Origin of the sequence: Leptospira sp. GIMC2001, assembly GCF_028462125.1 — a bacterium.
Taxonomy (GTDB): Bacteria; Spirochaetota; Leptospiria; order Leptospirales; family Leptospiraceae.
The window spans coordinates 1,759,345-1,779,181 of record NZ_CP115468.1; the positions used below are offsets into that span (position 1 = coordinate 1,759,345).

Sequence of the window (19,837 nt, forward strand, 5' to 3'; positions counted from 1 at the left end):
AGAGATTGTTGTGAGCTAAAAGAGTAGGGTAATCGACGCGACAAATGAATCATTCTGAAGTTCCTCTTCATCTTGGGCAAAATTGCTACGAAGTTTCCGAGCACGCGGAGTTATGCGATGTTTGCATTCTTAATGGATTGAAAATTCCAAGGCAACCGTGGTTCTAATTCTGGAAGACCAAAAGGTTCATATATATAGGAATGAACATGCTCATGAATATATTTATTAATCAATTCTATTTTTTCTTTATTGAGAATCTTTTTTTCAAAAGATTTGTTTTCGAATGATACTATGTCTTCCGGCCTCATTTTTTTTAAATACGGGATAATATAATTTAACAATTCAAAAGATATTTTGCATTTATTCATAAAAAGCATCCTTAAAGTCCTAATTGTTATCCCAATTGGATTTGGATTACTTCTTAGATTTATATCGATAAATCCCGAATTAAGATCTTTAAAATAATTATCATAATATTTAAATTTTTTAGTTGGTATTTCATAAATTATTGCATCCCAGGTAAAAAATGATGTTTTTAGTAAATCAGTAAAATTATCACCTATAACCAATCCTTCATTTATCGCCCAAGTATTACTTAATGACCAGATATCCAGCTTCCATTTATTCAATAAAATTCGAAATCCTCCAAATTTATTCATAATGGGATTATATTTCTTAATTAATTTATATAATTCTCTTTGATTAATAGAATCTACCACTAGATCAATGTCTGATCTAAATAATTTATTATCAGAAAGTGATAAATCTCGCAACATTCCACCAAATATCACAACATTCGATTCTTTTCTTATAAACTCTATAAATTCTTTAATCTCATTTCTGTTTAATTTATTTGTTGTTAAAAAATATTCTAAACGTTTCCTTAATAAATATTCAGAATATACAAACGAATCTTCAAGCATACTTTTTTAATTCTTCATGAATAGATATCGCAAAGGAATCTGTCATTCCAGATATCATGTCCGTCATTAGTTGAAATTTTCTATAATCACTTTTCATTTTATTTTCTTTACTTTCGAATACTCTTCTATAGTTTTCTGAAATTCTACTATAAATATAAGCTGCAAGCGGAGTGGTATTTTTCATTTTTCTCTTAATGATTTTATCTTCATTTTCAAAAATACTCCATATTAAATCCATTAAACCCCTAATAGTTTGATATCCAACTAATTCAATCTCTAAAACAGATTTATTTTTATATGCGTTCCTAACATCAAAATCTTTTATTTTTTTACAAAGCGTATTTGCTTCACTTTTCGATATTAAATCTTCTACAAAATTTCCATTAATAATATTATCAAAGTTACTCAGAAATGAATTTTTAGTTTGAGCTATCATGCTGCTAATAGCAAATACTCTAAATTTTTGCATCGAAATATCATTTAGTTCTAAGGGTGATAACCCTATCTTTTTGTATTCCATATTTTTATTCTTAGCTGATTTAACCACTTCTTTAATTATCTTATCATCTTCTTCAAATTCTAAAAAATCAATTAGATCACTAAAAGAAACAATACCCTTTTTTACTGAATCTTCTGCATCAAGCACTGAATATGCTATATCATCACATGCTTCCATAATAAATGTCAAAGGATGTCTCTGATCCATTTTTAAGCCGCATGCTTTCTTAACTTCCTCAACAATTTCTTTTTCAGAATAAAAATATCCATGTTTTTTAAAAATCTTACCTTTAGTCTTTTTCTTCGTAAAACAGTAAGAATCTAATGGATATTTTATAATAGAAGCTAAGGTTGCAAAAGTTAAATTTAATCCATAATCGTCATCTAAAATTTGCAATCTCGTTAATAATCTAAACGTTTGCGCATTTCCTTCAAATAATAAAAAATCATTCTTTTCTCTTTTATTTAGAGATGACATTTTACTTTTATTATCTTTAAACCAGCTTTGTATTGCTTTTTCTCCTTGGTGACCAAATGGCGGATTTCCTAAATCATGCGCTAATCCAATAGTAGCTAAAAGTGCTGGTAAATTTCGCTTATAATTAAAATCTTCCGGTAACTTAAGTTCTTCATGGTGCTCATATGCCAGGATTGTTCCGATAGACCTAGCTAGATTTGAAACTTCATGTGAATGAGTCAATCTTGTCCTGATACTATCATTTTTTTCTAGTGGAAAGACTTGTGTTTTATCAGCTAATCTTCTAACTGGAGTAGAAAAAAGAATTCTATCATAATCTCTTTCAATCTCAGTTCTATTCTTAATTTCAGAATCCTTTGTCTTCCTTCTTTCATCATTCATTAATTTTTTCCAAACGCTCATATAAACTCCTTAATTTTAGTGATAATATCGCATTACGAGGATCGTGCTTGCCGTTCGGGATAGCTGAGTCTAGCAGAGAAGTTAGCATTGGTTCGAGATTGCCTGAGTTAGCCGAATTTGATACTATTTATCTATCGGAATTTCTTCAATTGGAATATTAATACCGTCTATAACGATCACTTCATTTACCGTTATTGGTCCAAATGCACCGTAAGCAAAAATCTTTCTTTTTTGTTCATTACCGTCTTTATCTAATATTAAATTATTCTTTCTGACGAGTCCATACTTTTCGAGTTTTAATTTTATTTGGATATCATACTCGCTCTTCTTAATGCCTGACTCTAAAATTTCTTTGTTCAAATTTCTGTCTATTTGCAGTTCTTTTGCTTTCAAAAATAAGGATGTTTTTTCATAATCATTTTGAGACTTTGATTCAAAAAATAATTTTTCTATAAAAGATTTGTTCTTTAGTAGTATTTCATTATTAATCATTTCGGTAAATAATTCATTATTAAATAATTCAATAGTAGCATTTTCCGATAAGGATTTTAGAGAAGAGATTACGCTTATGAACGTATTTTTCTCAGGAGGAGAGGAAATTATCTTTTGCAAAAATACAGAAATAAACTTGTCAAATCCTGAAAATAAAAAATACTTCATCGCATAATTAATATGGTTTGTGTTTAAAAATCGGTTTTGGAAATAATTATCTACTAAAGGATCTGGATGGGCTGCAAGGATAACTTCCATGCTATTGATTATGTTAAAATCAGATTCTTTTTGCGAGATATCAATTATATTAAATATTTGTTCACGTGAAAAATCATAGGTTTGCCTTAGTAATAAAGCTGTAGAAGAAAAAGATTTTAATGAAAAATCCGATGATGAAAGATTATTTATAGCTTGGTCAATTTGCTCTTTTTCGAATTCTCTATAATACTCATTGAATTTATTTTTTAAAATTTTTGCAATCTTTCTTGATGGTTTTATATTGTAGTAGTACACGTAAGCTGGCAAACCCACTGCAAATGTACCTAGTAAAATTGAAAAAATTGTAAACACTGTTCCAATACTGGTAAATAATGTATCATGATTGCCCTGATCCCGATTTAGTTAATTTTAGCTCATGTTCTGTATACTTTAATTTTAGAATCTCTTCATTAATTATTAAAATATTCCTATTTAATTCTTCTAACCTACGTTCAGTAGTTTTAATATTTTCACTACTTTTTGTTGGTATGTCATTTTCTTGACCGTAAATTTTAAAACTAAGTAATAAAATTATTAATATGTATTTCATGGTAATCCTTTTGTTAATTTCGGCTAACGAGGAGCGTGCTCGCCGTTCGGAGTAGCTAAGTTTCCGTTGGAGACGTTTGCGTTGGCACGAGATTGCTTGAGCCTAGCAAAGAAGCAAACGCAGTGACATCCGAATGGGTCTGAAGCTCCTCTTCATCCAGGACAAAGGAGCGAGGATGTTTTCAGTTACCCGGAGTTAGCCGGAGGAATTTAAAGCATGGAAACAAACTTTGCAAAATTAACGTCAAAATTGTCGAAGTCAAAGTATATGCTTCGATCCATTTCTTTAGTAAATAGAAAAAAATTTTCTAAATTTGTATTGTGAAAAGTAAAATTTTGTTCAAACATAGCATTAAATCTATTTTTCGTATTGTTATCGTTGTCAATTGTTATTGCAGAAATATATTTGAGCTTATTATTTCTGCTAAGCGAACTTGAAAATAAAAATTTGATATAGTTATCGGTCACCGGTAATGAATAGCCTAGAAATATTATGTGTGTTGCATTGCTAATAACCTCCGAAGCGAGTTCCCAATCCTCATGAATGTCTTTTTCAATATTCTTATTCCATGTAGGAGGTATAATTCTTGTGTCAAGAGAGCCGTGTAATTTAGCAAAAGGTACGCCTTCATTTTTTGGCGATTTTACTGGTCTAATTAAGTTTTCAAAAGGATTTATACGCTGACTAACTGAATAATAGTTAGATATTTCTAATAAATTATTGGAAAGAGCATTTTCTATTAACATATCGTAATTAAGGCTGATTATAGCGAATTTTGTATCTGCAAATTTTATTCCATCTGGGTTAAACTGTGTATAACTCTTCGAACCTATAATAGCTTTCGTTTGGGTATTGGAGATCTTAATATTTGTAACTAATTTGGTAAAAGAATTTAAGTGATTTGAATTAGGATCGGTATAGGAGGTAATGACCGTCTTGATAAAATGGGTAATATTATCTAAGGACTTTGTGTCTTTTTGTATTAAGGAATCCATGTATGCTATAGAAAGGAGATCTTCAATATTGAATAAGTTGACGTTCATGTAATTTTTAACTAATGAGTATCTTTCTATTAATTGTAATGTTTCAAGAATGATTAAATAAGAGTCAGGATCTGAAAAATAAAGATCTTTTGCTTTATTAATAAAATTCCCCATTATGGGAATTCCTGACGGTGCAGAAAAACCAGCTCCAATAAAAAAAACGATATTTTGGTGTTTATTCATTATTTATATATAATTACTTCTAACGCAGTAGGATTGCCGACGTTGGTCGTAGGTGAGTGTCCTGCAAGGACACGTTACCGTTGGCACGAGATTGCTTTGCAATCGAAGTGACTAAGACCAATGTGGCGAAGCCTGTAGTGAGGGCTTGACCCGAACGAAACGGCAATCCGAAGTTAGCCGTAGTGGTTATTTTTTTAAAGATCTTCTTTTAAAAGCTGATTTAGAAAAATTCATTAATTCAATAGTATCTACTCTAGGAAAAATTATTTGTAAATTTTTAAATAAATCTTTTTCATCAACACGCATATAATCTAATAAAATTCTAAAACCTTGGAGATTATTAAGTAAACGATTTCTTCTATTAAAAGCAGCGTTTAATCTATTACTAGAAATTATTAGCATGACTAAGTTAAAAACTTTTAAATGAACGTAATTTATTTCAATATATTTAAAAATTTTGGTTAAATCATGAGCTATAGATAGAATTTTTCTATCTGATACAATCAAAAAACCTGTAAAAAATAGAAGAACAATAAACCATAAAATTATGAAAAAATAAGATGTTTTTAAATTAAATTCAAACAACTTATCTTTGTCGCCTAAACTTAAATAATCTAAATACTTAGAAATAAAATCACTTTTATCTTTTAATTCATGCATATGATTTTTCAATATCCAAAAAATCTATAGAAAAAGCAATACTAAAACTAGAATTATATTATAAGAAGGATTATTTAACCATTACGGCTAACGAGGAGCGTGCTCGCCGTTCGGGATAGCTGATTCTCGAAGAGACGTTAGCGTTGGCACGAGATTGCCTGAGCAAAGCGAAGAAGCAATCGCAGTGACACCCGAATGGGTCTGAAGCTCCTCTACTTTAAGATCAAAGGAGCGAAGACGTTTCCGAGCACGCGGAGTTATTCGCAGTTTTTAGTTCTTCGGAAACGTAAAAGTCCAAGTAAATATTTTCATACCTTTTCGATTAACATATCCACTTTCATTGGAATTATTAGAAAAATAAAAAGCTAAATCACCGTCAAAATCATTAATTTCAATAAATTCATTTTGTAAATTAATTTCAAATTCTCTTTTACCTTTTTTATTTATCCAATAATATTTTCCAGGTAATTCTTTAATCCGGGCAATACCATTTTTAAAAGGATAGGCCTCAATAGCCATCACACTTATAATTACTTTTCCATTCTTATCAATATATTCTTTCACTTCTTGCTTATTAAAATTGGTTGGATTTGAAACTACAGCTAATCCTTCCGAAAAGTGCGATGCTCGAAGATACTTATAATCTATAGCTAGTATTCCTTTTTCATTAATATAGCCAAACTTACCAATTTTATTTGAGAATACTTTTGCTCTGGATTCTGAAAATGAAACTTCTAAACCGAATTGATCCTCTAACAAAGGAATATCGAAAATAGGATCAATAACAAATTTTCCATTATGATCAATAAAACCAATCTTAGAAACTTTCTCTTTATTAATGCTGCAAACAGCTGCTTTTCCTTCCGAAAATCTTTTTGCACAATCAAATTTACCTTTTATAGAATTTCCTTTTGGATTAAAATATCCATAAGAAGAATCGTCAAAAAAATCAAATTGTACTGCCATTAGTCCTTCACCGAATTCTTCACATCGACCAGCAAAAGCAGGAAATATTTTTTCAAAATTTTCATTCACAAGATAGCATGATTCTAAAGATTCGAAAATCATATAACCTTCAGAATCAAAAAGATAATCAGCTTGATATGTATTGTCAAAAAAATATTCTTTTCCGGACTTATCAATAAAATGATATTTATTATCAATTTCCACTCTTGCAAATTTACCTCTAAAATTGGTCACACTCTGAAATTTAAAAGGTATCTTTGTTTTTCCATTTGAATCAATATATCCGAATTTTCCTTCTGAGTAAGCAATATATAATTTCACTCTTTCTTCTGAAAATAAAGAAGGATTATAAATAATTATTAGAATAAAATATAGTAAATATCTTTTCATAAGACTTCCGTTTAAAAATTGCGAATAACGAGGAGCGTTGCTGCCGTTCGGGATAGCTGAGTCTCCGACGGAGACGATAGCGTTGGCACGAGATTGCGTGAGCCAAGCGAACTAAGCAATCGAAGTGACACCCGAATGGGTCTGAAGCTCCTCTTCATTCAGGTCAAAGGAGCGAGGACGTGTCCAGCAACGCGGAGTTATTCGAAGTGTCGATCGTTCTTAAAATATTAACCATAGAATTTTCTGAAAAATTTTATTTCGATTCTTTCAAATCAATATTTTGAATTAAAATGTCAGATTAAATCCATTAAATTTTATTTATCATCACAATCGATATTGAAATTCAGAATTCGCTGAATTTTTCCAATAAATACTAAGTTTCATTAAAGTTAATAATATTGCTTCAGGGGAATAAGTTTAATATTAGAAATTATGTTTTTTCAATTGAATATTTAAATCTTTAAGAATAAATAATTTATTTTACTTACAAGTCAATTTTCATATTTTTAAAAAATCCTATTAAAAATATGATACGCGTTAGAAAGTAGCATAAATGTAAACGGGGCAAAATATGAAGTTCCACCTTCTTCCCTTAACCATTTTATTCGATTATCTATTTTAGATTTATCGATAGGACATGATCTAATTTTAGTTTGTGCAAAATCAATATAGATACGATTTGCGTAATATCCGAAAGCTATCCTGATGGAGCAAAATAAAATTAAAATGAAAAACATGGAGTCAATTTGTAATATATTTTGCAAATAAATCATAATAAATATTTCAATCGCTCCATAAATTATTCCTAACAGAATCATATTTCGATAAAGCATCCAAAAGTGTCCAAAAATTAATGCGGCAAAATTGAATTTATAAATATTTCTTCGATTTTCTTTCGTTACACAAAATTGAGAGGTATAATACTCATTATTTTTCTTTTCATCTACAATGATTAAAAAGTCTTCAATCAAACTTTGGTCGTTTATCGAACGCTGATCGTTTTCTAATTCCATTTTTTTAATTCTCCTTTTTAATACGACATTTCGAATAACGCAGTAGGATTGCCGACGTTGGTCGTAGGTGAGTGTCCGCAGGACACGTTACCGTTGGCACGAGATTGCTTAGCAATCGAAGTGACTAAGACCAATGTGGCTTTAGCCTGTAGTGAGGGCTTGACCCGAACGAAACGGCAATCCGAAGTTATGCGTAGTGGATTTTAATTAAATAAGATGAATTCCCCATATACCCAAACTTTGTAATTATCATTTACACTGATCAATAACCAATAATTTTCCCAGTTATTTACTTTTGTTTTTTGCTCTGTTCGTGCATGAATTACAACTTTTGTTCCTTTAGGAATGCTATTCAAGTAAGGTCCATCATACGCATTAACTATATATTCCTCTTTCGAAAATTCGACTCCAGGTCCAGTCCGGATAATGACTGGCTCACTTACTTCACCGACGACATTACCTAATGTGACAACTGAAATGCCTTTGAATTTACGCTTACTATTTATTGGATTAAGATGACTTTTTATTGGAAAAATGATAGTATCGTTTGGTTTATCGAAATTCGTATAGATTTTGAATTTATTCTGAGACTTGCAAACAAGTTGATATTCATATTCTAAATCTTCGGGTGAACTTTGAATATAGCAAACTCCGCTTAAAAATGTAGATTTACAATTTTGTTTCATAGAACTGTCAGATCCGCAATAAGTTGATTTTAATTTTAATAATTCATTTTCAACTATATAATTACCTTTATTATACCAATACCATCCTTCTGATCCGTATGCAAAAATAAAAGTATTATCATTGTAGATTTCTAAATACATAGAATGCATACCAGAACTGTCCTTAAAACTATTTGTTTTTAATACATTTGATAAAATAGGATGATTATCAGATATATTTTTATTTTGATTACAGGAAATTACGGTAAAAAATATATTTATTATTAATATTATTATTAATTTGTGCATTTTAAATCCATTACGCATAACGGTCCGACTATCCGACGTAAATCCTAGCTGAGTCTCCAAAGGAGACGTTAGCGTTGGCACGTATTCTTGCCTTTGCAAGAATCGTGACAGGATTTATGTGTCGAAGACCAAGCCCTGGATGAGTTTACGAAATTCAGGGCGCAGCGGATGGTCGTTGTTATGTGTTGTTGCCCACTCATTACGATTTCCAAGACGCGAGAAAGTCGGCTCTTCTCTCTATGGAGTTTGATACTTCTTTTCTGTGTCAAGCAATGAGCTTACGGAACTGATCTTCATATTCCGAAGGTGGTGGATCCTTCCCATAACTCAGATACACAATCCTTGGGACGCAATATGCTGCAACTGTTTCTGTAATCAGCATTTTGGATTGGCACAATGGACAAGTCTTGTGAGGCTGAATGAGCGTATCTGGTTCTCTTCGTTCTTCGTAGTTAGAACTGTCATAATAATCATCTGAGTAGAATTTCTCTTCACAAAGTAGTATTCTAGCAGTTTGTAATTTACGACGACTGGCAGAACCGTAAAGTCCAAAATATCGAACTGACTTCGTTCCTTGTGGTAATATATGAAGTAAGTATCGACGTAGAAACTCTCCTTCATTCATCTCAGTGAGAGAGGTCTTGCCTTTAAAGCGAACTATACCATCTTCAATAGAATCGATTGAACTTAATGAAACAGAGCTTCCCTTGATTTTACTTCCTAAATATTCAATGATATGTTCAGCTGTTTCGTATTTGTCAGATATGAATATTCTCTGTTCCTTCATTTTTACAACTTGCCTTAGGAATAGATCTCCAATGTCTGGATTCCTTTTATGTAGCTCGATTAAAGCTTTCTTTAGGATTGTCAAATAGATGGAATCATAATTCTGTAGCTCGAATAATTCATTATGGTAGTGAACTAGTCTTTCTCCATTCTCTGATATACCAACATCACTCATTATCATGTGGATATGCGGATGAAGTTGATTTTCTTCTCCGTGAGTATGTAATACACTAATGATCCCTTGCGTTGAGTGTGAATAGTTCGAATAGTTTAATATCTTTTCTATTGTTTTCTTGGAAGAGGAAAATAATATCTCGATGAATTCCTTATAATATTTAAGTATGTATGGATAACAGAAACTTGGTAGTTTGAACACCATATGATAGTGTCCCGTATCTAAGACGAGTTGCTTTGTTTTAGACTTCCACTCTTCCCGGTTCTGATATTGACACGCTGGACAAGAACGATTGTTGCACGATTCTCGCATGAATATGGAAAGTCTATGCTTTGGACAACTGAAGACTATTCCTGGAACTGCATTCGTTCTGCAAAATGTTATCTGATCTACTACTTTCTTCACGTGCTCTGGGAGATTAGTGTTTTCAATTTTTGAAAAATTCCTATACACTAACTTTTGGAAATCGTTCATTTTATATTAGACTTGCATCATTGGGCAATTGCACATAACGAACGAGGCTAAACGACGTTCCTCGGAGCTGAGCCTACGGAGTAGGCGTTAGCGTCGGCACGTATTCTTGCGTAGCAAGAATCGTGACGGAGAGGAATGTGCCGCAGGCCAAGCAAGGGCGTAGACCCGAAGCGCAGTGTTTAGCCGATGTTATGCGACGTTTTCAAGATTCTAACATATTATTTTAAAATTAAATAATGTAAATTTAATTCAATTTGCTATAAATGGGAACTTGAGACAATATTGCAGAATTTTTTATTGGGATTGTCTTCACATTCTAGGATAGATTTATTAAGCTTTTCCTGAATAGAAATAAGTTCAGAAATTCTGTCTTTTATGATAAGTAATTTGTTTTCTAGTTTAATTTGAACTTCTTTGCATTTGGAATCCGAGTCATATAAATTTAAAAAACTTCTAATTTCAAAAAGTGTAAATCCAGAATTTTTAAGAGAATTGATCAATTCGACTACGCGTATATCTTTTTTAGAGTAAACTCGATAATTATTCTCCTTTCTAGACCCTTTCAAAAGTCCTTCTTTTTCATAGTATCGAATGGATTCCTTTGATATTTTGCAAATTCTTGAAAACTCTCCGATATGCATAAAATTACCTTTTTTTGAGAATAATAAAAAAATGTAAGCCTTCTAGTAAACTATAATGTTGTCACATATATATAGCAAGGAAAATATATTCGGGAGAATTGCCATGTACAAGATATTTAACGATTTTAGGATTCAAGTGAGTGCTGGTTTTTTATTAGCGATATCTTCTTCATTATGCTGTGTTTCTCCTATTGTTGGAGTAATTGGAGGATTCTCTGGAATTGCTTCGACTTTCTCATGGTTAGAACCTTATCGATCATTTTTGATAATACTATCTATGGTAATATTTAGTTTACTATGGTATAATCTTATTACTAAATCCAAAAAATCTGATTTGGATTGTGATTGCGAAAGAAGTATCTTCAATCGTTTTTTTTACAGTAAAATATACTTAACTTTTGTCACGATTCTCAGTTTGTTTTTATTTCTATTTCCAAATTATAGTTCAATTTTGAAATCAGTAAATGAAGTAAAAGGAAAATTAGAAAGTGAACACTTGGTAGTTGCCGAATTTGTGATATCAGGTATGACATGCGTTGGTTGCGAATATAGTGTGAATACTGCTTTAGTGGAATTAACTGGAGTTTTAAAAGTAACTTCGGATTATAAGAAGGGAGTTACACAAATAGTATATGATAAAAGAAAAGTCGGTATTCAAGAATTTAAGGATATTATACAGAATAAAGTTGGATATAAAGTAATAAATATAAAAGGTGAACGAAAATGGAAATAATTACATTATCAACTATAACTTGTCCAGAGTGCGGGTTTAGAAAGAAAGAAGAGATGCCTATAAATGCATGCCAACATTTTTATACATGTGATAGTTGTTTGTATTACATGAAGCCTAAGAATGGCGATTGCTGTGTATTTTGTTCTTTTGGAACAGTGAAATGTCCTCCGAAACAAATTGAAGGATGTTGTTAATTCCTTAAATAATTAATTTAAAATTTGACTTTGAAAATGTCGCATAACGTTCCGCAGCTACCCGCAGGCAGGGATTTTAACCACTGAACTTCCTACGAAAAACCGAACTTCAAATTTACCTCTTCGCTGTCCTACGAAGCACGAAACCCCTGCTTGCGGGTAGGTGCTGTTATATGCCGCTTTTCTCATTTCTTTAATGGTGTTGGTTTTGGTCGTCCGTGTTCTCTATATTTTTTTACTGCTTCATTCCAATGCCAAACCATTCCGCTGTCCGCTGGTGCAACTCGTCTATTACCTTTAACTTGTCCATCGAAGTGTCCGTTGTCATCAAATTCAAAAGGTTGTGAAGCACTCAAAATGTCTGATAGGTCAAATTCTCCACCTGCCAACTCATAATGTCCGTCTAAGAAATACCACATAACCCAAAATGCTTCTTCTTCTGTCAAGTTGTTATAAGCAAAGTTGTTGTCGGAAATTTCGGTAGGCATTTTTATTCCGAGTTCTATTTGTTCACAATGTATTCGTATTAGTTGTCCGTTTTCAAAAAAGTAAAGAATGTCGTCTCCGTCATTTGGTTTTGGTTGAGGACTAATGCTGTCATTAACTTCTCTTGCTGTCGATGGAAAAAAGGTAATTTCTCCTAAACAACAATCGTCTTCATAAACGCTTTTTTCATCTTGTTCAATAACTTTCAAAAAGGTCACACCTTTATGTGTCAAAACCAAACTTGAAAATTCTTTTTTGTCAACCCATTCACCACTTGCTTTTTTCCAATGAAGTTTAATTTCTCTGTCAGCAACATTGTAGTCAAAACCAACGAAGTCGAAATTGTTATGTAGGTCGATATGACGTCCTGCAATTTCAATAGCGTGATTGTCTTTTATGTCGAAGTTTACTTTCATTGTTGTGTCATCCTAAAGTGGCATATAACGGGGAGCGTTGCTGCCGTTCGGGATAGCCGAGTCTCCAAAGGAGACGTTGGCGTTGGCACGAGATTGCCTGAGCAACGCGAAGAAGCAATCGCAGTGACACCCGAATGGGTCTGAAGCTCCTCTACTTTAAGAACAAAGGAGCGAGGACGCTTCCAGCAACGCGGAGTTAGTCGCCGTTGAGTCTTTTCTTGGCTTTGAAAATTTCTCGAAGGGAATCGTGACCACCCTTCACATACAAGGTATGAAGGCAGCGTTTATTGCTGGGAAGAAATTCGATATGGAGCGATATTTCTTGATTTGTTATAATTCGTTGAATCTCGTCATCGTGGATGGAGTAAATATCGGGATCGATTAAAGCTTGGCGGAGAATTTTTCGTAAGGAGGAATCATCCCAAGGTTCACAAGTATCTTCTTTTGGGATGGAAGTAGCGTAATAGTAATCGGCAGGTGGTGTGAGAGGTGCATCTGGTTTTCCGCACCAAGAGCCAAAACCTTGAGGATTTAAGGGGAACCTTTCCGCGGCGGCAAGGGGATATCCGATAGAAAAATAGCCAAAGGCATACCAGCCATTTGCCACAGCAAGTCCATACAAGATTCCTACATCAGCGAGCAAAGAGCCTAGCATTACGTACATGCCCCATTTTTCTTTCCATACTGGATAAGGCTCAAATTCTCCCTTTGAAAAATATTCACAATGAACGCTGAGATACTGTTCTGGATCCTTGCGTTCCATTACTTTCCAACGGGAAATTCCTGTAATGCACGAAAATTGTGAGAGTAATGATAATAATAAGATGAATTTGTTCATTGACGAAATGGCGAATAACGAAATAGCCTTAACGACGTTCCTCGGAGCTGAGCCTACGGAGTAGGCGTTAGCTTCGGCACGTATTCTTGCGTAGCAAGAATCGTGACGGAGAGGAATGTGTCGCAGACCGAGCGAGGGCGAAGACCCGAAGCGAAGCGTTAAGGCGCTGTTATACGCAGTGCAATTTTTACCTGAAGGGATTAACCTTCAATGTTCTATGATATATACCATTCGTGTCTCTATCATCTGGAAAAACAATTATAATATCATATTTCGTCTCATAACTAGAAGTAAGGTTTTCTTTTACAATTTTATTCTTTTTCATTAAATCTATAATTTCTGTGGACAAATATCCATCATACTCTTGATAAAAAATTAATTTAATATTTAACTCAAATTCTTTATCAACTATTTCGACCGGTTTAATTTGGTTTTCAAATTCTTTCTCTTTATATTCTCCATGAAGTTTGTAGGACTTAAAAGTAATTTCATTGTCAAAAAAGAGACAAGTTCCTCTAAACTCTTCTTTATCGAATGAATAAAAATAGTCGACACTTTCAGAATAAAGACATTCTTCTTCATTTTCTAATTTTAGTATATATTCGGTAGTATCTGCAACGTGACTAGCTTCGGTACTTCTAAAAGAAGAAGCTATTAATCCTTCATCTGAAATATTTTTTGGCAAGTCATGCAAGTATTGGCCAAATACCCAACCTTCGAATTTTCCTTTTCTAACTTTGTTCCAGTTTCCTTGAATTCCATTAATTTTATCATTTACCTCATTATCTTTAAACATATAAACAACTGTTCCATTAAAAAGCTGAGTAATTGCTTTACTTTTTATAGAAGGCTCTTTCCTAAGATTTAAATATGTTTCTACTTTTACCCTTTTGAAATCTGATGAACTAATGTAGTTGTTTGAGCGTGAAAAATCAAAAGTCTTTTTCTCATCACTGGTTTGTATTTTATCTTTGCAAAGTAATATCATAAAGCAAATTATGAGCGTATTCTTTTTCATTTTTTTTCCAATTTTTGCATTGCGTATAACGAGGAGAATTGCCGACGTTGGTCGTAGGTGAGTGTCCGAAGGACACGTTACCGTTGGCACGTATTCTTGCCTAGCAAGAATCGTGACTAAGGCCAATGTGTCGAAGACCGAGCCGGTAGTCCGGCGAAGTGGCAATTCGGAGTTAAGCGAAGTTGGATATTCTGTTACAAATCATCCATTATACTGAAAATCAATTTCAGCAGCATTAAGATAAATCAATCTAAACAGATGATTTATTTAATGCAAGTATTATTTATTGGAAGCATTTAAATTTAATAAATATCACTAAACTATCTAGTCCAAAAATTCCTTCAATTATGATTATAAACTAACTAGAAAAGCTATCGTGTAAATATTGACTAATTTTATATTAAATACTCAAGACATTATTTTCCGTTTGTTAAACTTCTCTTTTTTTATTATTCTATGAATGATATAATTGATAAATTTGATATATCATAACTAATTATTTATACTTCTTTCTTCTTTATAAAATAATTTATTCAATTTATCATGAATTAGAAATACTCCGAATGGTATGTAGAAATAAATCAAAAAAGCATCAATGAGAACATCAAATATGTTAACTTTCTTTTTCTCATTCTTCATTTTTATAACATTAACACCATACGATATTATAAAAATAGCAATTAATTGCAAATAGAGCAATGAATAATAAATAAGGTTTTTAAATAGTATGCTTTCTTCAAAAATATACATTAAATATTCAGGGCTAAGATTTAAAAAAGATAAATGCATTATCAAAATTAAAATTAGAATAGATAGAGATATTATTAACATAATTTTGTTTTTAATATATTTTAATAGTTGTATATTAATTTCTATATAGATCAAAAAAACAATCGAAACGAAGAAGCTTAATAAATAACCGGGAATTTCAAAACCAATCAAATCCGGATAAAGCACAAATAGGATCGCAAAAAATGGTAAGAGCAATAAAAGAAATAGCAGTAATAAAAATATAGTGATCCCTTTAAAATAGAGCATGTTGATTCCTTTTCTTAATTTTTTGTATTTATTTATCAATTTCGCTTAACGGTCTGACTATCCGACGTAAATACTAGCTGAGTCTCGAAGAGACGTTAGCGTTGGCACGAATTCTTGCCTTGCAAGAATCGTGACTAGGATTTATGTGTCGAAGACCAAGCCTGTATTTCAGGCGCAGCGGATAGTTGGTGTTAGCCGTCCGTCGCCTTCATTGAGGCATGGACGCCGACAAATTACGCTGCAACCTTTTATATCTTCCTAAATGCGATTCTTAATTCAATTTTAAATTAAATTTGTAAATCAAAATCAGCTTTCGTATCCGAGTCTTTCATTTGAAAAAGTGTTAATTGACGTTCTTAGATTTCGAACATACATAAAACATTTCAACAAAACAGGGTAGGGCACGGAAATCAATAAAAAGTGTATTAAACATTATTTCTTAAATCTCGTTCAAATACATTTTCAAGATTATATGAAATCAAGAATCTTGATGATGTTTAATACTTTTTAAATTTAATTGTATCGAACTTAAACGCATTGATTTGTTTTTAGATATTTTAATTTCACTATTTTTAAAAATTCGTTAAAAATATTAGAATAACACTCAGGAATTTATAGAGAGTATTAAACTTTCTAATCCTTTTTATACCTTCGAAATGAATGGATTTATTCATCGATTATTTTAAATAGTGTAAATTATAAAAATTAAACACGTAGTTATATTCTTTCATCCTTAAAAATCTAAAATTGACAATTTAAACAAATTATCTCGAACCGAATTAATTGGAATCGGCTATCACATTATTATTAGATTTCATGAGTTTTTATAATGTCTGGTTATTTATTAATTCTTTATGAATAAAATAGCGGACAGGATGTCCGCTCTTACAGGCGATGATGGCTAAAGAGGAGCGTTGCTGCCGTTCGGGATAGCTGAGTCCAGCACCATTCAGCGAGACCTCGAGCGATAAGAATGGTGCTGGACGTTAGCGGTGGCACGAGATTGCCTGAGCAAAGCGAAGAAGCAATCGCAGTGACACCCGAATGGGTCTGAAGCTCCCTTACCTTAATGATAAAGGAGCGAAGACGTTTCCAGCAACGCGGAGTTATACGGACGTGCCGAATTTAACCTTCCTGATATTGATTTTTTTCATTTAGAAAATATTTAGTTAGTCAAATCCCAAAAATATTTCGATAGCTAAATGGAATTATAAGTTATATTTCCATTTATTATAAAATTTAAAAGTCATTATTATTTCCTGTAGGATATTTTTTATAAGCTAATTTATTTATATCTAATTCAGATTTTCCCTCAGCTCGTAATTGCCTACAATATAAAGCTCTAAGCAATGCTAAATCATCAAAAGGAAATTTTTCTACTTCATTTTGATTCTTTTCTCTTATTATTTCTTTCCATCTATAATTGAGCTTTGCAAGCAAATACTCTTGTCTTTCAAAAATTTTTCGACGACCATCTTTGTTTTCTCCTCGATTTTCTAGCTCAAAATTAGTAGACATTGCATAGGTTATGTCTTCAAAAATCCAATAAAGTAATTCATCTAAATCTTTTGTAGTTTTTCTTCTAATTTCATGACCGCGTTCTACAACTACGAAATGCATGAATCCATTTACATCAACCTCAATATGTGGATGTGCAAAATCCTTAGAATATCCAAAAGTAGGTAATAGATTCTTTGATGCGTTTATTCTATTCGATAACTTAGTTACTATTTTCTTTATTTTCTGGATTGAATATTTCAAAGTCTTGTTATTCAAATTAAAATTGCTAATGTTTTACTTTTCTTTTCAGTTTTTTTCTTCAAAATAAAAAACATCTATCTATTTAATTTTGGGACAAAATTCTACAAATGTAACTAATCTAAAACATCAAAATCATTGGCAAAATTCACATTAGACATTATCTCGATTCGATCTAATTAAAACATTTCTTAAGGTAATAATATATTTTTTTAAAAATATTTTTTATAAAGCGAAAACCTTTCTTAAAGTGAGCTTTTCGGCATGCCGTATAACGAGGAGCGTGCTCGCCGTTCGGGATAGCTGAGTCCAGCACCATTCAGTGAGCTATGCGAACGTTAAGAATGGTGCTGGACGTTAGCGTTGGCACGCGATTGCTACGAAGCGAAGCTGAGTATAAGCAATCGCAGTGACACCCGAATGGGTCTGAAGCTCCTCTTCACTCAAGACAAAGGAGCGAAGACGTCTCCGAGCACGCGGAGTTATTCGCTGGCACTGAATTTCCCTAAAAAAATATTTCTATTAATACAATTTAACATTTTTTTCTATGATCTATTATTGACGATCCTGCAAAAAGTCGATTTTCTTCAAAGAACTTTCTTGAAACCATTGTTTCACAGTGTTTTATGGAGGTCAAAATATTAAATTGATGGTTTTTGAAGAATCGCCTTTAATTTTTTATATGATTTAATTGAAAAAAGAAAAAATCTATATTCACTCGATGGTAAATATGAAAAATCGTATTCCAATAATCATATTTTCAATCCTAAATTCTAATAAATTCATTCATATCCATAAATTCGTAATCCTGTAGAAAGCAATTCATATCTAAAACTTCCAATAGTTTTTACTAATTCAATTGCTTTTTCAATGTCTTGATGATAATGTTTAAAAGGAATAGACTTATAACCTTCTATTTTTCCGACCCAAGTTAATTCCAACCATTCTATTTCTTTATAGAAATAATTATAACTATTAGTTCCCTCGGAAATCCAGAATTCTTCTAAATCTTCCGATTTGGGCATGTATGATAAAAACGGAATATCTCTATCTACTAGTTTCAAATTAATTTGATTCAATACTATATCTTCATTATCTAAAGCAGTGAAAAGCTTTTTCCATTTAGAATTTGACATGAATGAATGATTAAATATTTTTGAAATTAATTTATCAATCCTATCTTCATGCTCGCTGATATCGAATTCTTTTTGTTTTTTTAACCAATAATTATCCATTAGATTCATTTACTAATTTTAATTTATGTGCTGGCGAATAACGAGGAGCGTGCTCGCCGTTCGGGATAGCTGAGTCTCGAAGAGACGTTAGCGTTGGCACGAGATTGCCTGAGCGTATGCGAAGAAGCAATCGCAGTGACACCCGAATGGGTCTGAAGCTCCTCTACTTTAAGGGTAAAGGAGCGAGGACGTTTCCGAGCACGCGGAGTTATTCGTCGTTAATGGACACGACGAAGTTTAATTGGAAGTGAAGAATTTAGCTTTTGCAGCGCTTAAGCAATTAGTTTGAGCAGCACCAGTAGTGGAATACGTACTGTCATCGTAATAAGTTTGAGTGTATGCAGTATTTGCGCCCTCAGCAAACAACCAGGTGCACTTCCCGACTATCGTTTTAGCAGCAAATCGTGCGGCACAAGAGGAAGCATTATAGTCAGTATAACCAAGCGGACATGAGGAAATCGTACTTCCAGTTGGGAAATCAATACATTGGGTGTTAATAGAAAATTTGCAGCTTCCCTTTCCTGAGACATGATCCTTTAATACTACAAACTGAAAGCTAATATCAGAAAAATTTTCAGTTGAAACTTCAAAAGCATATTCTTTGTTTGCATCTAAAGAAATACTCGATGCCGTTCCGTCGGAAAAACTTGATGAGGAAGAAATAGAAGATATTTGAGTAGAAGCGTCCAATACGGTTGGCGAATTAAATAATTTAATATTTATTACACCGGAGTTTGATTTTCCAAAACCACCAAAATAGTAAGTAGATCCAGTACCAGTTGAAAATCTAAAATAAGCTGGTGAACCTCGCTTTGTAGTACTAGTTACTTGTGTTCCAAGTGTCAATGACGTAAATGTACGATCGGTTGATGCTGAGTTTGAACTAGCACTTGCACCATTTGCTAATTGCTGGAGTAAAAGAATGTTAGTTATATCTTCATTTTCAGTATTGTCATTGGGTTTACATGAAAATAATAGAAAAAAAAGAAAAAAGTAAATATATTTAGTCATATACGCATTTTAATTAAAGGATATTTTTTGAAAAGCATTTTAATACATTATAAATGGTTTTTACTCTCTAAAACTTGAAATATTAAAAATAATTCTTTATAGATAATTTTATAAATGAAAACGAATTTCTATTCATCTTAATCTTTAAAAATTTAAATGACGAATAACGAGGAGCGTGCTCGCCGTTCGGGATAGCTGAATCTC

Annotated in this window: 20 protein-coding genes; 2 read left to right on the plus strand and 18 right to left on the minus strand. The window is 32.3% G+C overall.

Annotated elements, in window-relative coordinates; all coding sequences use genetic code 11:
• Positions 1-110: 110 nt before the first annotated feature.
• From O4O04_RS09500 to O4O04_RS09550, 11 genes are all read right to left on the minus strand, one after another.
• Complete coding sequence (locus O4O04_RS09500) at positions 111-923, minus strand: hypothetical protein (RefSeq protein WP_272535656.1); 813 nt, start codon at positions 921-923, stop codon at positions 111-113.
• Positions 916-2,301, minus strand: a complete 1,386-nt coding sequence (gene dgt / locus O4O04_RS09505) for a dGTP triphosphohydrolase (protein ID WP_272535657.1) — start codon at positions 2,299-2,301, stop codon at positions 916-918. Before dgt ends, O4O04_RS09500 begins: the two co-directional genes overlap by 8 nt.
• 123 nt (positions 2,302-2,424) lie before the next feature.
• Entirely contained in the window at positions 2,425-3,363 is a 939-nt protein-coding gene (locus O4O04_RS09510) for a hypothetical protein (RefSeq protein WP_272535658.1), read from the minus strand.
• 25 nt (positions 3,364-3,388) lie between these two features.
• A complete protein-coding gene (locus O4O04_RS09515; protein WP_272535659.1) occupies positions 3,389-3,601 on the minus strand; it encodes a hypothetical protein in 213 nt (70 codons plus the stop codon).
• A gap of 209 nt (positions 3,602-3,810) precedes the next feature.
• Positions 3,811-4,827: an SIR2 family protein gene (locus tag O4O04_RS09520; RefSeq protein ID WP_272535661.1), complete on the minus strand. Its 1,017-nt coding sequence runs from the start codon at positions 4,825-4,827 to the stop codon at positions 3,811-3,813.
• Between the two features lie 186 nt (positions 4,828-5,013).
• Complete coding sequence (locus tag O4O04_RS09525; RefSeq protein WP_272535662.1) at positions 5,014-5,487, minus strand: hypothetical protein; 474 nt, start codon at positions 5,485-5,487, stop codon at positions 5,014-5,016.
• Between the two features lie 270 nt (positions 5,488-5,757).
• Positions 5,758-6,843, minus strand: coding sequence for a WG repeat-containing protein (locus O4O04_RS09530; RefSeq protein ID WP_272535664.1), 1,086 nt, complete (start codon positions 6,841-6,843; stop codon positions 5,758-5,760).
• A 506-nt stretch (positions 6,844-7,349) separates the two neighbouring features.
• Positions 7,350-7,856: a DUF2628 domain-containing protein gene (locus O4O04_RS09535; protein ID WP_272535666.1), complete on the minus strand. Its 507-nt coding sequence runs from the start codon at positions 7,854-7,856 to the stop codon at positions 7,350-7,352.
• A 203-nt stretch (positions 7,857-8,059) separates the two neighbouring features.
• Positions 8,060-8,830 (minus strand): hypothetical protein, encoded by a 771-nt coding sequence (locus O4O04_RS09540; RefSeq protein WP_272535667.1) that lies wholly within the window; start codon positions 8,828-8,830, stop codon positions 8,060-8,062.
• 265 nt (positions 8,831-9,095) lie between these two features.
• Positions 9,096-10,265 (minus strand): IS91 family transposase, encoded by a 1,170-nt coding sequence (locus tag O4O04_RS09545; RefSeq protein ID WP_272535668.1) that lies wholly within the window; start codon positions 10,263-10,265, stop codon positions 9,096-9,098.
• A 257-nt stretch (positions 10,266-10,522) separates the two neighbouring features.
• Positions 10,523-10,906, minus strand: coding sequence for a MerR family transcriptional regulator (locus O4O04_RS09550; protein WP_012389160.1), 384 nt, complete (start codon positions 10,904-10,906; stop codon positions 10,523-10,525).
• 103 nt (positions 10,907-11,009) lie between these two features.
• Here O4O04_RS09550 and merTP point away from each other — a divergent pair, with 103 nt between their 5' ends.
• Positions 11,010-11,639: a mercuric transport protein MerTP gene (gene merTP, locus O4O04_RS09555; RefSeq protein ID WP_012476322.1), complete on the plus strand. Its 630-nt coding sequence runs from the start codon at positions 11,010-11,012 to the stop codon at positions 11,637-11,639.
• Entirely contained in the window at positions 11,630-11,833 is a 204-nt protein-coding gene (locus tag O4O04_RS20420; RefSeq protein ID WP_081431666.1) for a GDCCVxC domain-containing (seleno)protein, read from the plus strand. The genes merTP and O4O04_RS20420 overlap by 10 nt, the downstream gene beginning before the upstream one ends.
• Before the next feature lie 185 nt (positions 11,834-12,018).
• On the opposite strand, the gene O4O04_RS09560 is transcribed toward O4O04_RS20420, so the two are convergent.
• From O4O04_RS09560 to O4O04_RS09590, 7 genes are all read right to left on the minus strand, one after another.
• The gene (locus O4O04_RS09560; RefSeq protein ID WP_272535671.1) at positions 12,019-12,735 is read right to left on the minus strand and encodes a hypothetical protein; all 717 of its coding nucleotides are present in this window, start codon (positions 12,733-12,735) and stop codon (positions 12,019-12,021) included.
• Between the two features lie 196 nt (positions 12,736-12,931).
• Positions 12,932-13,498 (minus strand): hypothetical protein, encoded by a 567-nt coding sequence (locus tag O4O04_RS09565; RefSeq protein WP_272535672.1) that lies wholly within the window; start codon positions 13,496-13,498, stop codon positions 12,932-12,934.
• A 262-nt stretch (positions 13,499-13,760) separates the two neighbouring features.
• A complete protein-coding gene (locus O4O04_RS09570; protein WP_272535673.1) occupies positions 13,761-14,591 on the minus strand; it encodes an SH3 domain-containing protein in 831 nt (276 codons plus the stop codon).
• Between the two features lie 492 nt (positions 14,592-15,083).
• Positions 15,084-15,629 (minus strand): hypothetical protein, encoded by a 546-nt coding sequence (locus O4O04_RS09575; protein WP_272535674.1) that lies wholly within the window; start codon positions 15,627-15,629, stop codon positions 15,084-15,086.
• 1,239 nt (positions 15,630-16,868) lie between these two features.
• Positions 16,869-17,390: an Imm63 family immunity protein gene (locus tag O4O04_RS09580; RefSeq protein ID WP_272535676.1), complete on the minus strand. Its 522-nt coding sequence runs from the start codon at positions 17,388-17,390 to the stop codon at positions 16,869-16,871.
• A 779-nt stretch (positions 17,391-18,169) separates the two neighbouring features.
• Entirely contained in the window at positions 18,170-18,622 is a 453-nt protein-coding gene (locus tag O4O04_RS09585) for a DUF6678 family protein (protein ID WP_272535677.1), read from the minus strand.
• A 237-nt stretch (positions 18,623-18,859) separates the two neighbouring features.
• The gene (locus tag O4O04_RS09590) at positions 18,860-19,633 is read right to left on the minus strand and encodes a hypothetical protein (protein WP_272535678.1); all 774 of its coding nucleotides are present in this window, start codon (positions 19,631-19,633) and stop codon (positions 18,860-18,862) included.
• Positions 19,634-19,837 lie beyond the last annotated feature (204 nt).